Below are 17,278 nucleotides of genomic sequence, written 5' to 3'. Positions count from 1 at the left end.
CGTTGGACCCAAACGGCCCATACCCGCCGCTCTCTTCTCAAACACGGAGAGTAATGTAGTAGATACTAAAAGCGACTTAAGATCGCGAGAATGGCCTAATCGCTCATCGCTGCGCAGGTGTCGCAAGGAGGGCTGTGACCAGCTGAAATCAGTCAGGCAAGGGGGTGGGGGCCGCGCCGCCCTCCCCGTCGGGTCGCCTCGGTCGGGCATTCTGTCCCGGTATGGCAACTACCCTCAGGTAACGCACCGGGTGATGTTTGTCCATCTTGCTCATATGGTCACTTGCTGTGCGCAGATGGACACTGATAGACACATCTGATGTGAGATGGTCGCTGCGGGACAGTACCGTGCTCACATCGGGAAGGGCGTCTCCGGTCATCGGGGCACGATGACCGGAGACGCCCGCCCGCCGCCGGGCCGCGCCGCGGAAGGCCGGGAAGCCCGTCCCGGAACCCCGCCGCGATCGGTATGCAGATCGTATGCTTGCCGTATGAACCGAATCAGCGTGGCGATGCCCGAGGACCTTGAGGCGCACGTGCGCGAGCTGGCCGCCGGCAACCTCTCGGCCTACGTCCTGGAAGCCGTGCGCGCCCGGGTGGACAAGGATCTGAGGATGCGCGCCTACTACGCCAGCATCGGCGGCAGGCCGCAGCTCGACCAGAGCGAGGAGGACCGGGCGGCCATGGCGCGCATCCGCTCGTTCCTGCAGCTGCCCGGATCCGCGTGAGCGTTCTGGGTCCCGGGCTGGTCCTCGACGCCAGCACCGTCCGGCTGCACCTGTCCGGCGACGTCTACACCGCGGCCATGATCGGTACGGCGCTGGAGGCCGAACGTCCGATCGTGATCCCGTCCCTGGTCCTGGCGCAGGCTTACCGGGAGGCCGTGCCGGGTCCGGCCCGCGACCGCCTGATCGGCCTGGTCTCCGTGCTCGGCGAGCCCGAGATGTTCGACGAGGTCGGCCGGGTCACCGCCCGCGACATCGGCACGGTCTGCCAGCTGGTGGGAGTGGACGACCTGTCGGTCGGTCACGTCCTGTGGGCCGCCGTCGAACGCCGCAACCAGCCCGACCCGCTGTACGACTGGACGATCATCACCGAGCACCCGGAGGTCTACCGCAAAGCGGTCCCAGGCGTGCCCACCGGCTGGCGCTGACCTCCGGCCGGGCGGGAACGGGCCGGTGGGGGCGGAGCGGCGGCGGACTGGTGGGCGGCGGCCAGGCGGGCGGTGCGGGCCAGCAGGGCGTGGACCGGATGGCCGGCGGGGACCGCGGCGGCGGCTCCGGCGGCGGCGAGGTCGGCCAGGAGCAGGCGGAGGCGGGCGGCCAGGTGCCGGGTCCTGGTGACGTACCGCGCGGTGTGGCGGGGGTCCCGGGGATCGGCGGGCACACGGGAGAGGGACTCGGCGAGCTCGTCGAAGGCCTCCGCGATCTCGGCGCCGGCCCCGGAAGCGGCTTCGGCCCCGGGGGCGGCTTCGGAAACGGCCTCGGCGCTCGTCCCGAAGGCGGGGTCCCCGGCCGCGGCGGCGCCGGCGAGCAGGTCGCGGTGGGCGAGGAGCCGTCCGGCGCAGGAGAGCAGATCGCTTCCGTGGCGGTCCAGCCAGGCCCGCTCACGGGTCTCGGCGCGGCGGGCGGCCCGCTCGGCGACCTCGCTGCGGGACGCTCCGCGCTCGGCGGCCGCATGCCGGAGCAGGCGGTGCTGCACGGCCTGGCGTGAGCGCAGGCCCAGGGGGGCCGCCAGCTCCCCCAGGCTCAGCCCGGCCTCGATCCCGAGGGTCAGGACTCGGTGCTCGAGCCGGTCCAGGCGGCCGGGCAGGACCGGCACCGCGCGCCGGGCGTACTCCAGCAGGACCAGGGCGTCCAGCGCGTCGCACCGGAGCACCTCGGTGGGCACGCGCCGGTGGCCGACGAGGTAGGCGACCAGCTCCACCGGCTCGTCGCAGAGCTTCTCCCGGTCGGGGTCGCCGCACCGGGCCCGGCGCTCGATGATCTCCTCGACGCGGCGGGCCGCCTCGGCCTCAGTCACCGTCCGGATCGTTCTGGTGGGCACTGTCAATACTGTATTGACGGAAGCGGGCGGACGCCACCCGGCGCTCTGATGTATCCCGGCTTCGGTGGAGTCAGCCTGGTCGACTCGACGCCGAGGGCGACGCCGAGCGCCGTCAGGAGGCGCTGCCCCTCCAGGTGGAGGAGGTAGCGGCTCGTCCTGAGGGGTGCGCCGCCGCGGTCCACGCCTTCGAGGTCGATCCTGACCTCCGCGGACGCGCGGGCCCGCCGCGCCGCCTGCCTGCCGATTCACCGATCGCGAACGCGACGCGGACGTTGGCCGCGCCCGTCGCGACGGCCAGGCTCGGCACGTCGAGGATGGGGACGATCTGGCCAGGCAGCACGGTGCCGTCGACGCTGGTGACCTCCACCTGCGCGGCGGGACCGCCGACCGGGCCTGGCACCGAACCAGCAGATACGGCAAAACGCGTAAAGGCGTAAATAGAGTGACGATGAATGACTTATGTAATTGAGTCGTCATTTTTTCTACGGATGGCCGGGCCGCGGACCGCCTCCGGGGAAGGAGTCCGGTCAGGCTCCGGCCCGGGGTCCGGCCCCAGACCGGCGCCGCCTGCCCGGCCGGGGGCCGGGCAGGCGCGGATCCCCGTACGTCTCCACGGGCCTTCGCCGCCTCCACGGCCGAGGGCCGATCAGCCGCCCGGGCGGGCGACCGGGCGACCGGGCGGCCGACCGGGCGGGCGACCGGAGGACCGGGTGAACGGCCGACCGGCCGGCGGGTCAGCCGATGCCGGCCGCCGAGCAGGCGTCGGCGTAGGCGCCGGCGCACAGCGCGCCCGGCGTGACGTAGCCGTCCTTGACCACGGTCTCCTTGATGGTCTCCTTGGTGACGGTGACCGGGTCGAGCAGGACGGACGGCACCGCTCCGGCGCCGTTGTCCACCGTGGCGCCGGCCTCCGGCTTCTCGCCGCGCAGCAGCGCGAACGCCAGCTCGGCGGTCTTCTCCGCCTGCATCCGCACCGCCTTGTAGACGGTCATGTGCTGCCGTCCGACGAGGATGCGCTGGAGCGCGGCGATCTCGGCGTCCTGCCCGGTGACCGGTACGGCCGGCAGCCCGGCCGCCTGCATCGCCGCGATGGCGCCGCCCGCCGTGCCGTCGTTGGCCGCGTAGACGCCGACCAGGTCGCGGCCGCGCAGGGACGGCAGCGTGCGGGCGGTCCAGGCCTTGGCGTTGTCCGGGTTCCACTCGGGGGTGTCGAACTCCGCCGCGATGCGGACCTTGCCGTCGAGCGTCGCGTGCGCGCCCTGCTTGAACAGGGTGGCGTTGTTGTCGGTCGGGGAGCCGTTGATCCACAGGATCTCGCCGCTGCCCGCCTTGCCGCCGAGCGCCGACAGCAGCGACTCCGCCTGCAGCCGGCCGACCTTCGCGTTGTCGAAGGAGACGTAGTAGTCGACGGCGGTGCCGAGCACCAGGCGGTCGTAGGAGATGACCGGCACGTCGCGGTCGTGCGCCCTCTCCACGATCTTCGCGGCCGCGGCGCTGTCGACCGGCGTGAGCACCAGCACCTCGGCGCCCTCCTCCAGAGCCTCCTCGGCCTGGGCCAGCTGCTCGTCGGCGTCCTGCTCGGCGTTGCGGTAGTCGATCTCGCAGCCGGGGCAGAGCTGCTTGAGCCGCTGCGAGAAGTACGGCGCGTCCGCCGCGTCGTAGCGGCTCGCGGCCCGTTCGGGCAGCAGCAGGGCCACCCGTCCGGCCGCCTTCGCCGCGGCGGCGGGCTCGTCGCCGCCGGATCCCGGCAGGACGCCGCAGCCGGTCAGGATCGTCCCGGCCAGGGCCGCGGCCGCCGCGGCCATCACACGTCGGTACTTGCGCATTGTCTGTCGTCTCCGTTCGAGGCCTGGGGAACCGCTCGCCGGCAGGATCAGTAGGTGAAGCGCGACACGAGCGTGCGCATCCGGGCGGCCATGCCCGCCAGCTCGCTGACGGCCTCGGTGGTGCTGGCCACGCCCTGGCTGGCCATGTCGGTGGCGTCGGCGACGCCGTCGATGTTCGCGGCGATGCCGCTGGACCCGGCCGCGGCGTCGGCGACGCTGCGGCTCATCGTCCGGGTCGTCGCGGCCTGCTCCTCGATGGCGGCGGCCACGGTCTCCTGGTACTCGCTGACCTGGGCGATGACGTCGGTGATCTCGCTGATGGCGGAGACCGCCGCGCCGGTGTCGGCCTGGATGGTCTGCACCCGGCGGCCGATGTCCTCGGTGGCCTTCGCGGTCTCCTGGGCGAGGTCCTTGACCTCCTGCGCCACGACGGCGAAGCCCTTGCCGAACTCGCCGGCGCGGGCGGCCTCGATGGTGGCGTTGAGCGCGAGCAGGTTGGTCTGCTGGGCGATCGAGGTGATGGTCTTGACGACGTCGCCGATCTCCGCGCTGGAGGCGCCGAGCTTGGCGATCGTGTCGTTCGCCGACCTGGCGATGTTCACCGCGCGGGTGGCCACGTGGGCGGCCTCGGCGGTGTTGCGGGAGATCTCCTGGATCGACGCGCCCATCTCCTCGGCGCCGGCGGCGACCGCCGCCACGTGCGCGCTGACCTGGTTGGCGGCGTCGGCGACGCCCTCGGCGCGGCCGGAGGCCTGACCGGCGCTGGCGCCCATCTGCGAGCTGATCGCCGCGAGCTCCTCGGCGGCGGCGGCCAGCGCCTCGGAGTTCTCGCCGAGAGCGCGGACCGCGTCGCGGGTGCTGGCGGTCGCGACCGCCAGGGCCTGGGCCATCTCGCCCACCTCGTCGCGCTGCGCGGTCTCGACCTGGGCGGTGAGGTCGCCTCCGGCCAGCGCCTGGAGCACCTTGTGCATCCGCCGGAGCGGCTTGACGATCAGGCCGGCGATGTAGCGGCTGAGCGCGAGCGCGACGAGCAGGCCGGCCACGAGGGCGGCGAGCATGAGGTTGCGCGCGGTGTCGTGCGCGGAGTGCGCCGCGGCCGCCGCGGCGGCGCCGCTGGTCTGCTCGTACTGCAGCAGCTCCTCCAGGGCCGCCATCGCGTTGGCGCTGGTGGTCTGCCCGTCGCCGAGGAAGGCCTGCTGGAAGTCGGCCTCGGCGCCGGATTCGGCGAGCGGGAGCAGGCGGTTCTCCAGGATGGTGCGGTAGGCCGTCCACCAGATGTCGAACCGGTCGACCAGCTCGCGCTGGGCGTCCTCGCTGACCGACGTGCGGTAGGTCTCCAGCGCCTCGGTGAGCTGTCCGTCGGCCTGCTCGATCCCGTCGAGGAAGGACTTGCGGGCCACCGGCCCGTCGGACAGGGCGAGGTTGGCGATGTTGTTCTGGACCTGCAGCGCCGCGGAGTTGATCTTCGAGAGCTGCGCGGACGGCTCCAGGTTGCCGCGGTAGATCTCCTCGACCCGCTGGTCGACGCTGCCGAGCCCGGACAGGCCGACCGCGACGACGACCGCCGCGACCGAGCAGCCCAGCGCCACGAGCAGCAGCAGCTTGCGTGAGATCGGCATGTTGGCCACGGTGCGCAGGACGGCCCTGCGCCGCGGCGTGTTCGCGGACGGCGCGGCCTCCTGCCGCGTCCACCCGCCTGACGCGTGGTTCATCGGCGCCATGTCCCTTCAAGAAGATCCCGGCCCCCGGCCATGCCGGTGGCACTCGGCCCATCGGGCACGGAACGCGTGAGTTGAGCCTTTCTCATGTACGGCCGGTTGCGGATCGGCAACGGTCCGCGCCCCTCCGCGGACCCGCGGTGATCTGGAGCGCTCCGCCGCGACCTGCCGTGCTCAGGCCGTCGGATGCTCAGGGGGCCCGGTGTTCAGGGGATCGGGTGCTCGGGGGGTCCGGGTGTTCAGGCGGCGGCGGCGGACGGGTCCGGTTCCGCCGCGGCGAGCTTCACCTGGTTGCGGCCGGCCCGCTTGGCCTCGTACAGGGCCTCGTCTGCGGCGTGCAGCAGTTCCTCGGGGCTCTGCTTGCCGGTCAGCGTCGCGACCCCCGAGCTGAACGTCACCGTCAGCGTCCGGCCCGCCGCCGGCATCCGCCCGGCCGCCACCCACGCGCGCAGCGCGTCCACCCGCTCCAGGGCCTGCTCGCCGGTGGCCCCGGGCAGCACGATGACGAACTCCTCGCCGCCGTAGCGGGCCACCACGTCGTCGGCCCGGATCCGCCCGCTCACCAGCTTGGCGAACCGGGCCAGCACCTGGTCGCCCGCCCCGTGCCCGTAGCGGTCGTTGATCTGCTTGAAGTGGTCGATGTCCAGCAGCGCCACGCTCAGCGGAGAACCCTCGGCCGCCGCCAGCCGCATCTGCCGCTGCAGCGACTCCATCAGGAACCGGCGGTTGTGCAGCCCGGTCAGCGTGTCGCGCACCGCCTGCTCGGCCAGGTTCGCCCGGAGCGCCTCGATCGTGGCCACCTGCTCGTGCAGGCGGTCGTTGGTCTCCTGCAGCTCGCGCCGCTGGTCGTTGAGCGCGGTCACGTCCCGGGCCACGACCGCCCAGCCCACCGGCTCGCCCCGGCTGTCGTTCAGCGCGCTGACCCGCATGTCCAGGTCCACCGTGCGGTCCTCGGCGTCGGTGACGGTCAGGCTGACCTCCAGCCCGTCCTCCAGGCGGTCCGCGACCGGCATGCCGCCCAGGACCGCCGTGATCGGGAGCCCCACCAGCCGGTCGGGCAGGCCCGGCGTCAGCCGGCGCGCCAGCCGGTCGGCCGCCGGGTTGACGTCCAGGACGCGGCCGGAGCCGTCGGCCGTGACGACCACGTCGCTGATCATGTCGAAGAGGTGGGTGCGCGTCACCGGCACCAGCTCGTGCAGCGACAGCCGCGCCAGGGCCCAGTAGGTCAGGGCCGCGCTGGCGCAGAACCCGAGCGGGGCCACCACCTGGGGGGCCGCCCCGACCGTCCCGGTCACCCCCAGCAGGGTCGCGACGCCGCCCAGCGCGGAGGGGACGTTCCCCAGCAGCACGAACCCGTACAGCCGGCGCTGGGAGCGCGGGCCGTGCCGCCAGGCGCGGGTCAGCCGCGTGGTGGCCGCGACGACCAGGGCGGCGCCGTAGGCGGTGTGCATCCAGAACAGCGGGCCGAACCGGACCACGATGTCGCCCGCGCCGTCCAGTCCGGCGGAGGAGATGACGAGCCGGTGCCAGGGGTCGGTCAGGAGCACGACCGCGAAGAGCGCGGGTTCGGCCGAGAGCCACAGCGCCGTCCGGCGCGAGAGCCGCCAGCCGCGGTCGGCCACGGCCAGGGACTGGCACAGGTACGCCGCGGTCATGACGGACACCGCGGTCATGGCGGCGGCGCCCGTCAGCGCGACCAGCTCCGGGACCGGGACCAGGCGGCCGAACACGGCCGTGCCGGACCAGACCGCGGTGCTCGCCGAGACGACCGCCACCGTGCCGACCGCGGGTGCCGAGCGCCGGCGGCGCCAGGCGACGACCGCCACGGCGCAGGCGACCATCGTGGACAGCGAGAAGAGCAGGACGTAGACGACTCCCTCCATTCCCCTCAGTTCCTCCGATTTCCTGGTATCCCGGCGCGTGACAGACGTGCATCCCCCATCGGCGCGGCCACGGACGGATCTGAGGGTTCCGGCTAAGCCCGGCGCGTTCCCGGCCGATCGGAGGCGTGGGATCCCTGTGGCCGCCACCCGCGCGGCCAGGGGTCTCCGTGATACGTCACCGAAGGTCAGGAGTCCCCCGCCGATGCCCGCGACCCACCTCCCCCGCCGAGGGGACCGCATCCGTGCGGCACTCGTCCTCGGAACCCGGCCGGAGGCCATCAAACTCGCCCCGGTGCTGCGCGCGATGAGCGCGTCCCCCCTGTTCGAACCCATGGTGATCTCCACCGGCCAGCACCGCGAGATGCTCGACCAGATGCTGCAGCGCCTGCGCATGGACAGCAGCCGCGACCTGGCCGTCATGCGCGACCGGCAGAGGCTGTCGGGCCTGACGGCCCGCCTGATCAGCGGCCTGGGCGAGGCCGTACGCGACGACAGGCCCGACGTGGTGGTCGTCCAGGGCGACACGACGACGGCGATGACCGGCGCCCTGGCCGCCTTCTACGAGGGCGTGCCCGTCGCGCACGTGGAGGCCGGGCTGCGCACCGGCGTCATCGGCAACCCCTTCCCCGAGGAGCTCAACCGCCGCCTGGTGGCGCCCATGGTGCGCTGGCACTTCGCGCCCACCGAGGGCTCGGCCGCGAACCTGCGGGCCGAGGGCGTGCCCGCGGGCGACATCCAGGTCACCGGCAACACCGTCATCGACAACCTGCTGTGGGTGCTGGAGCGCGGCGAGGGCCGGTCGGCGTTCGCCACCTCCCGCCGACGGGTCCTGGTGACCCTGCACCGCCGGGAGAACCAGGGCGGCACCATGCACGGCATCGCCGAGGCCCTGGGGGAGCTGGCCGGACGGCCCGACGTGGAGATCGTGCTCCCGCTGCACAAGAGCCCCGCCGTGCGGGAGGCGCTGCTGCCCGTCCTGGACGGCCTGCCGCACGTCAGGCTGGTCGAGCCGCTGGACTACTTCGACTTCGCCGCCACCCTCGCCGCCTGCGACCTGGTCCTGACCGACTCCGGCGGCGTCCAGGAGGAGGCGCCGACGCTGGGCAAGCCGGTGCTGGTGCTGCGCACCACGACCGAGCGGCCCGAGGCGGTGGACGCCGGCGTCGCGCTGCTGGTGGGCACCGAGCCGGCCGACGTCATCGGCGCCGCCCACCGCCTGCTCGACGACCGCGCCGCGTACGAGCGGATGGCGACCGCCGTCAACCCGTTCGGGGACGGGCGGGCGGCCGAGCGCGTCGTGAACCGCCTCGCCCTCGACCTGGCCGGCGCCGGGCGGTCCACCGAGTCCGGTGAGGGCGACCTGGCCGTCGCCTGACCCTCCCCCCGGCCCAGCCGCGGCGCGCCCACCGGCGTCGCGGCTGTTCGGGCTTCCCTTTTTCCGCACGCCGTACGGGCGGAAATCCTCAGGACCGTACGGCGGGGGCCGATGGGGGAGTTCGCCAGGACGGCGTGCGCGGCCACGGAGCAGACCGGCCGGACGTTCCATGCGAGCAGCGGAGGGGGCACCGCATTGCCCAGGGGAATCAGCCAGATGGCTGTTCCGATCGGCGTGGTTCTGATCGTCGTGATGATGGTCATCCCGTTGCCGACGGTCCTGCTCGACCTCCTCATCGCCGCGAACATCACCGTCGCGCTGATCGTGGTAGTGGTGAGCATGAACGTGAAGCGGCCGCTGGAGTTCTCCTCCTTCCCCGCGCTGCTGCTCGTCCTGACGCTGTTCCGGCTGGCCCTGAACATCAGCGCGACCCGCCTGGTCCTGCTCGACGGGTTCGCCGGCAACGTCATCGAGGCGTTCGGCCACTTCGTCGTCGGCGGCTCCCTCATCGTCGGCGTCGTGATCTTCACGATCCTGGTCATCATCCAGTTCATCGTCATCACCAAGGGCGCCGAGCGCGTCGCCGAGGTCGGCGCGCGCTTCACCCTCGACGCCATGCCCGGCAAGCAGATGGCCATCGACGCCGACCTCAACGCCGGCCTGATCGACGAGGCGGAGGCGCGCAAGCGCCGCCACGAGGTCACCGCCGAGGCCGACTTCTACGGCTCGATGGACGGTGGCTCGAAGTTCGTCAAGGGCGACGCCATCGCCGCCATCATCATCACCTTCATCAACCTCGTCGGCGGCTTCGCCGTGGGCGTGGTGCAGAAGGGCATGCCGGCCGGCGAGGCCATCGAGACCTACAGCCTGCTCAGCATCGGCGACGGCCTGGTCTCCCAGATCCCGGCCCTGCTGCTCTCGGTCGCCACCGGCCTCATGGTCGCCCGCGCCAGCGGCGAGGGCGACATGGGCAGCACGGTGACCGGCCAGCTCGGCGCGCAGAAGCGGGCCCTGCAGATCGGCGGCGGCGCCGCACTGGCGCTGGCCCTGATCCCCGGCCTGCCCAAGCTGCCCTTCCTCCTCATCGGCGGCACCGTGCTGTTCCTCGCCCAGCGGGTGCCCGTCGCGCCGGCCGCGAAGGACCACGAGGAGGACGCCGCCGCGCTCGCCGGACCGGCGCCCGACTCCCCCGAGTCGCTCATGGGGGAGATCCGGGTCGACCCGCTCGAGCTGGCCCTGGCCCCCGACCTCATCGACCTGGTCGACGCCGCCGGCGGCGACCTGCTCGACCGGGTCCGCGCGCTGCGCCGCAAGATCGCCCTGGAGACCGGCGTCATCATGCCGCCCGTGCACACCCGCGACGACCTGGACCTGCCCCTGTCGACGTACGTGGTCCGCGTCAACGGCGTGGAGGTCGCCCGCGGCCAGGCCCCGCCCGGCACCGTGCTGGCCATCGGCGACGGGCTGGACGCCCTGCCCGGCCGGGCCGGTCAGGAGCCGGTGTTCGGCCTGGAGGGCAAGTGGGTCCCCGCCGAGCTGCGCCACCAGGCGGAGCTCACCGGCGCCACCGTGGTCGACCGCGCCTCCGTCATCATCACCCACCTGTCGGAGATCGTCCGCGCCAACGCCAGCCGCCTGCTGGGCCGCGAGGACGTCCGCGCCCTGGTCGAGGTCGTACGGCGCACGCACCCGATCGTGGTGGAGGAGCTCACCCCGGCGCTGCTCAGCCTGGGCCAGATCCAGACGGTCCTGCAGTCGCTGCTCGACGAGGGCGTCTCCATCCGCGACCTGGTCCGCATCTTCGAGGCCCTGTCCCTGGCGGGCAAGAGCACCTCCGACGCCGACGCGCTCTACGAGGCCGCCCGCTCCGCGCTGGGGCCGGCCATCGCCGCCCGGCACGCCGCCGACGGCGGGCTGCCGGTGCTCACGCTCGACCCGCGGCTGGAGCACGCGCTGCTGGAGTCGCTGCGGCCCACCGAGAGCGGTGTGCAGCTGATCCTCGACACCGCCCGCGCCGAGGCCGTGATCGGCCACGCCGCCCAGCTCTCCGAGGCCGCCGAGCAGCAGGGCATCAGCCCGGTGCTGGTCTGCTCGCCCCAGCTCCGGATGCCCCTGCGCCGTCTGCTGAAGTTCGGCGCGCCCCGCCTGCCCCTCCTGTCCTATGCCGAGATCGCGGAATGCCCGTTCCGCGTGGAAACCCTGGGAGTCGTGACCGATGCCGAAGCGCTTGCTGCTTGAGGGATCCGACATCGAGGAGCTGCTGTCCCAGGTCCGCGATGAGCACGGGCCGGGCGTCTCCATCGTGTCGGCCGACCGCGTCCGCACCGGCGGGTTCGCCGGGTTCTTCGCCCGCCAGCGCTACGAGCTGACGGTCGAGGTGCCCGACCCGGCCGAGCGTCCCGCCGCCCCGGCGTCCGCGCCCCAGGCGGCGCCCGCCGCCCCGGCCGCACCCGCGGGACCGGCCGCGGCTGCGGACCCGATGACGGTGCTGCTGGCCCGCGCGGAGGAGCAGGAGCGGAGGCTGAGCCTCACCGGCTCCCGCGCCGCCTCGCCCGCGGCCGCGGCCGCGCCGCAGCGCCCCGCCGCGGCCGCGCCGCAGCGCCCCGCCGCGGCGGCGCCGAGCGTCTCCCTCAACCTGGCGCAGGCCGTACCCGCCCAGGCGCACGTCCCGACGCACGCCGCCCCGGCCGCGCCCACGGTGCAGACCCTGCCGGCGGCGCCGGCCGTGCCGCTCGTGCCGGAGGACTTCGTCGTCGAGACGGGCACCGAGAACCGGGCCTTCGCCGACATGCTCGCCTCCCTGCAGCGCGACGGCGGCACCGGCGCGGCCGGCGCCCTGCCGGCCCGCGCCTACCAGGCGCCGGCGGCCGGGCCGGAGCGGTCCGGCGCGGTCGTGCCCCGGGCCTTCCAGCCGCCCGTCGTCGAGCAGGAGCGGCCGTTCGAGCGGGCGCTCACCGAGCTGGGCCTGCCCGCGCGCATGGCGCGTCAGGCCGTCGGCCCCGACATGTACACCGCGGTGAAGCGCGCCCTGGCCGACCTGCCCGAGGCGCCCCCGGCGCCGCGCGGCCCCGGCGACGTGCTCGTCATCGTCGGCGAGACGCACGCCGCCCTGCACGTGGCCGAGAAGGCCGCCCGCCTGCTGAACGTGGGCCCCGCCCAGGTCCTGCTGGCGGCCCGTTCCACCGCCGGGACCGGCATCCACAACACGCGCCTGCTGAACGGCCCGAGGTCCGCCCAGCAGCGGGCGCGGAAGATCCACCGCGACGACGTGCCGTACGTCGTCGTCGTGGACTCCACCCCGGAGCAGGGCAACGGCGAGTGGGCGCGCGCGATCGCCGACGGCCTCGGCGCGACCGCCGTCTGGGCGGTCGTCGACGCGACCCGCAAGACCGCCGACACCGCGCGCCACCTGCGCACGCTCGGCAAGGTGGACGCCATCGCGGTGAACGCCGTGGCCGCCACGGGCGACCCGGCGAGCGTCCTGGACCTGGACATCCCCGTTTCCCATCTCGCGGACCGGCCCGGCACCGCGCAGGCGTGGGCCGCCCTGCTGTGCGAGCGGCTGGAGGAGAAGCAGTCGTGACATCCGTTAGCTTGCCCGACGTCAACTCCCTCGTGGAGATCGCCCTGCAGGACGGCAGGGTCTACCCCACGCGGGTGGAGGACACCGACGGGCTGATCCTCATGGTGGCCGCGCCGCGCGGCACCGGGGACATCGACGTGCCGGAACCCGGCGAGGAGGTGTTCGTGCGCTGGACCGGCCCCCGCGGCCTGTACACCGCGCCCGGCACGTTCACCGCGTCCGTGCGCGACCGGGTCGCCCTCTGGGCCATCGAGGCCGAGGGCACCGTGGACTACTTCAGCCGGCGCAACGCCGTACGGGTGGCCGGAGGAGAGCCGGTCCGGCTGCTCGACCTGGTCAGCGGCCGGGAGGTGTTCCACGGCCGGTTCGTCGACATCTCCGAGCGCGGAGCGCGCTGCCAGGGGACCTCGGCCGGGCTCTCCGCCGAGCAGGACGTGATGGTCAAGATGGTGCTGGACGACAACCTCGTGGCGCTGGCGGGCAACGTGCTGACCGTCTCGGAGGCCGGGGGCGACGCCGTCGTGGCGGTCGTCATCTACGACCCGCCGGAGGCGCAGGCGCAGATCATCCGCCGGTACGTGATGAACATGCAGATCCGCGCGCGCAGGACGGCGGCCGCCAATGCCGGTGACTAGCCTGCCGACGCTGCTGCTGGCCCTGCTGCTCGACGCGCCGGCGCTGTGGCGCGCCTTCGTGCTGCAGGACCTGGACGTCGCCACGGCCCTGACGCGCTACCTGATCGCGGTGGCGGTCAGCGCCCTCATGATCGGCGCCCTGCGCCGGATCACCGCCTCCTACGGGGCCGAGGACCCGTCCGAGGCCGGCGAGAAGGACGACGCGATGAGCGTGTCGGTCGACCGGGTGCACTCGCCCGGCCGCCGCGCCGCCGACAGGACGGAGCCGCCGCCGGCGGTCCCGGTCCCCGCCGGCGAGCTCCCGCCCGCGCCGGTCGCGGCGCTGACCGCGGGAGACGGCCGGGGCTGACGCCCCCGACCCCTCATCTCACCGGTCCGGCCGCCGATGGGAGACCGAGATGGCTGTCTGACGGCAACCCCGGCAGCTCTCGGTCTCGCACTGGAAAGGACCTGAACGTGACCGGCACGTCCGTAGACAACGCGCGCCCCGTCGTGAGCGCGAACCGCAACCGCCTGCTGGGGTGGTTCGCCGACCGCCGCATCAGCACCAAGATCCTCGCCTCCGTGGGCATCGTCGCCGTCATGGGCGCCGGGGTCAGCACGGTGGCGCTGAGCCGGCTGAGCGGACTCAACGACGACCTGAAGTCGATGAAGCAGGTCAACGTCCACCGGGTGCTCCACCTCACCGAGCTGCGCGGTCAGATGGCCAACATGTACGACGCCACCACGGGCTTCGTCGCCATCCCCGACCCCGCGACCAAGGCGAAGGCGATGGACCTGATGAAGGAGTACACCGCGAACGTCGACGAGGCGTTCGCGGACTACAAGAAGGACGCCCCCGCCTCCGCGGCCTGGCAGAAGACCCTGACCGGCTACGAGGAGGCGTGGGAGAGGTACCAGACCCTCCGCAACGTCGCCTTCATGGGGGAGAAGCCTCCGGCCGGGTTCGCCATGCCCACCGACAGCGCCCAGGTGGTGACCGAGTTCGTCGCGGCCTCCACGCAGATGAACACCGCGATGGAGGAGCTGGCGGAGTTCGAGGAGGCCGACGCCGAGGCGGTGACCGCCGCGGCCGAGGACGGCTACGGCAGCGCCCGCACCCTGATCCTCGCGTTGCTGGCCGGCGGCCTGCTGCTCGCGCTGGGACTGGCGCTCGTGGTGTCGCGGCTGATCGTCCGCCCGCTGGGCGCGGTCTCCCGCGTCCTGGACGCGGTGGCGAGGGGCGACCTGACCGAGCGGGCCGAGGTGTCGTCCCGCGACGAGGTCGGCGCCATGGCCGTGGCGGTCAACCAGGCCGGGGACTCCCTCCGCCAGACCATCGAGGAGCTGGCCACCAGCGCCGACACGCTGGCCGCCAGCTCGACCGAGCTGTCGGGCGTCAGCGACCGCATCGCCGCCAGCGCGGACGAGGCCTCCACCCAGGCCGGCAACGTCGCCGCCGCGGCCGGCCAGGTCTCGCAGAACGTGCAGACCGTCTCGGCCGGCACCGAGGAGATGGGCGCCTCGATCCGGGAGATCGCGCACAACGCCAACGAGGGCGCCACCGTGGCCTCCCAGGCGGTGACCGTGGCCACCTCCACCAACGAGACCGTCGCCAAGCTCGGCGCCTCGTCGGCGGAGATCGGCAGCGTGATCAAGACCATCACGAGCATCGCCGAGCAGACCAACCTGCTGGCGCTGAACGCCACCATCGAGGCGGCGCGGGCCGGGGACGCCGGCAAGGGCTTCGCGGTCGTCGCGGGCGAGGTCAAGGACCTGGCGCAGGAGACGGCCAAGGCGACCGAGGACATCTCCAAGCGGGTCGAGGCGATCCAGGCCGACACCGAGAGCGCGGTGGCGGCCATCGCGGAGATCTCGACGATCATCGGGAAGATCAACGACTACCAGCTGACCATCGCCTCGGCGGTGGAGGAGCAGACCGCCACCACCGGAGAGATGAACCGCAGCGTGGCCGAGGCCGCGCAGGGCAGCGCGGACATCGCGGCCAACATCTCGGTGCTGGCCGACGCCGCGCACGTGACGGCCGAGGGTGTGAGCGAGAGCCAGCGGGCCGCGGCCGAGCTGGCCGGGCTGTCGGCCCGGCTGCACACGCTGGTCTCCGGCTTCCGCTACTGACACCGGCCCCGGCGCCCTGACGGCGCCGGACCGGTCTGGGCCGGCACGTCGGCCCCGGTTCGCGCGAACCGGGGCCGTCTCCGTTCCACCCGCCCGTACGGCGGGGCGATCCGCTGTGATCCGCGCCGGTCCGCCGCCTCATGGACCGGCCCCGGATGCCGATGGGAACCCGCAACCCTTATGACTTCCGCTGCTCCGCAGCTCCCCGGTCTCGCGCTGGAAAGGACCTGATCGTGACCGATCACCTGAACGAAACCGCACGGCCCGTGGTGACCGTGCGCCGCAACCCGCTGCTGGGGTGGTTCGCCGACCGCCGCATCGGCGCCAAGATGTCCATCATCATGCTCCTGATGACCGTCATCGCGGCGGTGGTCGGCGTGGCCGCGCTGACCCGGATGGCGACGATGAACGACGACATGGAGACCATGGCGCAGAGCAACGAGAAGGTCGCGCGGATCGGGGACGTCTGGAGCGCGATGTCCAACATGCATGACATGTCCGTCGCGACGGCCGTGTCTCCTCCGGAGGCGAAGAAAGAGTCCGCTGCGCAGATGAAGGAGTTCAGCGAGCAGGTGACGGCGGCGTTCGAGGCCTACAAGGCCGTTGCGCCGTCCGACGTCGCGGACGTGCAGAAGAACATCGCCGCCTTCGAAGAGGCCTGGGATGACTTCCAGGTCCTGCGCGACTTCGCGCTGCTGGGCGAGGCCCTTCCGGCCGGCTACAGCCCGGCGGACATGAGCCGGTTCCCCGAGCTCTCCGCTCAGATCAACAGCTCCATGGCCACCCTCAAGAAGATGGAGCAGGACCACGCCCGGCAGATGGCCGCCGCCGGCGTCGCCGGCTACGACAGCGCCCGCACCACGGTCCTGGTGCTGCTCGGCTTCGGCCTGGTCTTCGCGGTCGGCATGGCCCGGCTGGTGAGCCGCCAGATGGTCCGCTCGCTGCAGCCGGTCCTGCGGGTGCTGGATCTGATGGCGAAGGGCGACCTGACCCGGACCGTCGAGGTGGTCTCCCGCGACGAGACCGGTGAGATGGCGGTGGCGGTCAACCAGGCCACCGGCTCGATGAGGCGGGCCATGGAGGCGCTGGCCACCAGCGCCGACACGCTGGCCGTCAGCTCGACCGGGCTGTCGGCGGTCAGCGACCGCATCGCCGCCAGCGCGGACGAGGCCTCCACCCAGGCCGGCAGCGCCGCCGCCGCCGCGGCCCAGGTCTCGCACAACGTGCAGACCGTCTCGGCCGGCAGCGAGGAGATGGGCGCGTCCATCCGGGAGATCGCGCACAACGCCGGCGAGGGCGCCAAGGTCGCCTCGAAGGCGGTGGAGGTCGCCGCCTCCACCAACGAGACCGTCGCCAAGCTCGGCGCCTCGTCGGCGGAGATCGGCAGCGTGATCAAGACCATCACCTCGATCGCCGAGCAGACCAACCTGCTGGCGCTGAACGCCACCATCGAGGCGGCGCGGGCCGGGGACGCCGGCAAGGGCTTCGCGGTGGTGGCCGGCGAGGTCAAGGACCTGGCGCAGGAGACGGCCAAGGCGACCGAGGACATCTCCAAGCGGGTCGAGGCGATCCAGGCCGACACCGAGAGCGCGGTGGCGGCCATCGCGGAGATCTCGACGATCATCGGGAAGATCAACGACTACCAGCTGACCATCGCCTCGGCGGTGGAGGAGCAGACCGCCACCACCGGAGAGATGAACCGCAGCGTGGCCGAGGCCGCGCAGGGCAGCGCGGACATCGCGGCCAACATCTCGGTGCTGGCCGACGCCGCGCACGTGACGGCCGAGGGTGTGAGCGAGAGCCAGCGGGCCGCGGCCGAGCTGGCCGGGCTGTCGGCCCGGCTGCACACGCTGGTCTCCGGCTTCCGCTACTGACACCGGCCCCGGCGGCCTGACGGCGCCGGACCGGTCTGGGCCGGCACGTCGGCCCCGGTTCGCGCGAACCGGGGCCGTCTCCGTTCCACCCGCCCGTACGGCGGGGCGATCCGCTGTGATCCGCGCCGGTCCGCCGCCTCATGGACCGGCCCCGGATGCCGATGGGAACCCGCAACCCTTATGACTTCCGCTGCTCCGCAGCTCCCCGGTCTCGCGCTGGAAAG

The 17,278-nt window shown here is 73.2% G+C and carries 14 protein-coding genes; 9 read left to right on the top strand and 5 right to left on the bottom strand.

Translation table 11 applies throughout. The features are described from left to right. Positions 1-490: 490 nt before the first annotated feature. Together HS048_RS36290 and HS048_RS36285 are read left to right on the top strand one after the other, a co-directional pair. On the top strand, positions 491-727 hold the full coding sequence (locus HS048_RS36290; protein WP_196470350.1) for a hypothetical protein: 237 nt from the start codon (positions 491-493) through the stop codon (positions 725-727). Then, positions 724-1,152, top strand: coding sequence for a hypothetical protein (locus tag HS048_RS36285; protein WP_196470349.1), 429 nt, complete (start codon positions 724-726; stop codon positions 1,150-1,152). Before HS048_RS36290 ends, HS048_RS36285 begins: the two co-directional genes overlap by 4 nt. Here HS048_RS36285 and HS048_RS36280 read toward each other — a convergent pair. The 5 genes from HS048_RS36280 to HS048_RS36260 form a co-directional block, all read right to left on the bottom strand. Continuing rightward, entirely contained in the window at positions 1,110-2,045 is a 936-nt protein-coding gene (locus tag HS048_RS36280; protein ID WP_196470348.1) for a hypothetical protein, read from the bottom strand. The genes HS048_RS36285 and HS048_RS36280 overlap by 43 nt on opposite strands. A gap of 112 nt (positions 2,046-2,157) precedes the next feature. Next, positions 2,158-2,445: a hypothetical protein gene (locus HS048_RS36275; protein WP_196470347.1), complete on the bottom strand. Its 288-nt coding sequence runs from the start codon at positions 2,443-2,445 to the stop codon at positions 2,158-2,160. 334 nt (positions 2,446-2,779) lie between these two features. Beyond that, positions 2,780-3,871 (bottom strand): sugar ABC transporter substrate-binding protein, encoded by a 1,092-nt coding sequence (locus HS048_RS36270; protein ID WP_230882634.1) that lies wholly within the window; start codon positions 3,869-3,871, stop codon positions 2,780-2,782. A gap of 47 nt (positions 3,872-3,918) precedes the next feature. Next, a complete protein-coding gene (locus tag HS048_RS36265; RefSeq protein ID WP_196470346.1) occupies positions 3,919-5,583 on the bottom strand; it encodes a methyl-accepting chemotaxis protein in 1,665 nt (554 codons plus the stop codon). 245 nt (positions 5,584-5,828) lie between these two features. After that, on the bottom strand, positions 5,829-7,472 hold the full coding sequence (locus tag HS048_RS36260; RefSeq protein WP_196470345.1) for a diguanylate cyclase: 1,644 nt from the start codon (positions 7,470-7,472) through the stop codon (positions 5,829-5,831). Between the two features lie 202 nt (positions 7,473-7,674). Between HS048_RS36260 and wecB the strand changes: the two genes are divergently transcribed. The 7 genes from wecB (at position 7,675) to HS048_RS36225 (ending at position 17,054) form a co-directional block, all read left to right on the top strand. Further along, positions 7,675-8,847 (top strand): non-hydrolyzing UDP-N-acetylglucosamine 2-epimerase, encoded by a 1,173-nt coding sequence (wecB, locus tag HS048_RS36255; RefSeq protein WP_068903982.1) that lies wholly within the window; start codon positions 7,675-7,677, stop codon positions 8,845-8,847. A gap of 216 nt (positions 8,848-9,063) precedes the next feature. After that, a complete protein-coding gene (flhA, locus tag HS048_RS36250) occupies positions 9,064-11,085 on the top strand; it encodes a flagellar biosynthesis protein FlhA (RefSeq protein ID WP_068903984.1) in 2,022 nt (673 codons plus the stop codon). Then, positions 11,063-12,430, top strand: a complete 1,368-nt coding sequence (locus HS048_RS36245; protein WP_196470344.1) for a hypothetical protein — start codon at positions 11,063-11,065, stop codon at positions 12,428-12,430. Before flhA ends, HS048_RS36245 begins: the two co-directional genes overlap by 23 nt. Continuing rightward, positions 12,427-13,065, top strand: coding sequence for a PilZ domain-containing protein (locus tag HS048_RS36240; protein ID WP_196470343.1), 639 nt, complete (start codon positions 12,427-12,429; stop codon positions 13,063-13,065). Before HS048_RS36245 ends, HS048_RS36240 begins: the two co-directional genes overlap by 4 nt. Beyond that, entirely contained in the window at positions 13,052-13,414 is a 363-nt protein-coding gene (locus tag HS048_RS36235) for a hypothetical protein (RefSeq protein WP_068903989.1), read from the top strand. Before HS048_RS36240 ends, HS048_RS36235 begins: the two co-directional genes overlap by 14 nt. Positions 13,415-13,521: 107 nt before the next feature. Then, positions 13,522-15,180: a methyl-accepting chemotaxis protein gene (locus tag HS048_RS36230; protein WP_196470342.1), complete on the top strand. Its 1,659-nt coding sequence runs from the start codon at positions 13,522-13,524 to the stop codon at positions 15,178-15,180. Between the two features lie 233 nt (positions 15,181-15,413). Beyond that, entirely contained in the window at positions 15,414-17,054 is a 1,641-nt protein-coding gene (locus HS048_RS36225) for a methyl-accepting chemotaxis protein (RefSeq protein WP_196470341.1), read from the top strand. Positions 17,055-17,278: the final 224 nt, after the last annotated feature.

The organism is Planomonospora sp. ID91781 (assembly GCF_015711595.1).
In the GTDB taxonomy this organism is placed as follows: domain Bacteria; phylum Actinomycetota; class Actinomycetes; order Streptosporangiales; family Streptosporangiaceae; genus Planomonospora; species Planomonospora parontospora.
Note: the sequence above shows the minus strand (reverse complement) of the source record. Positions and strands in the feature narration are given on the sequence as shown.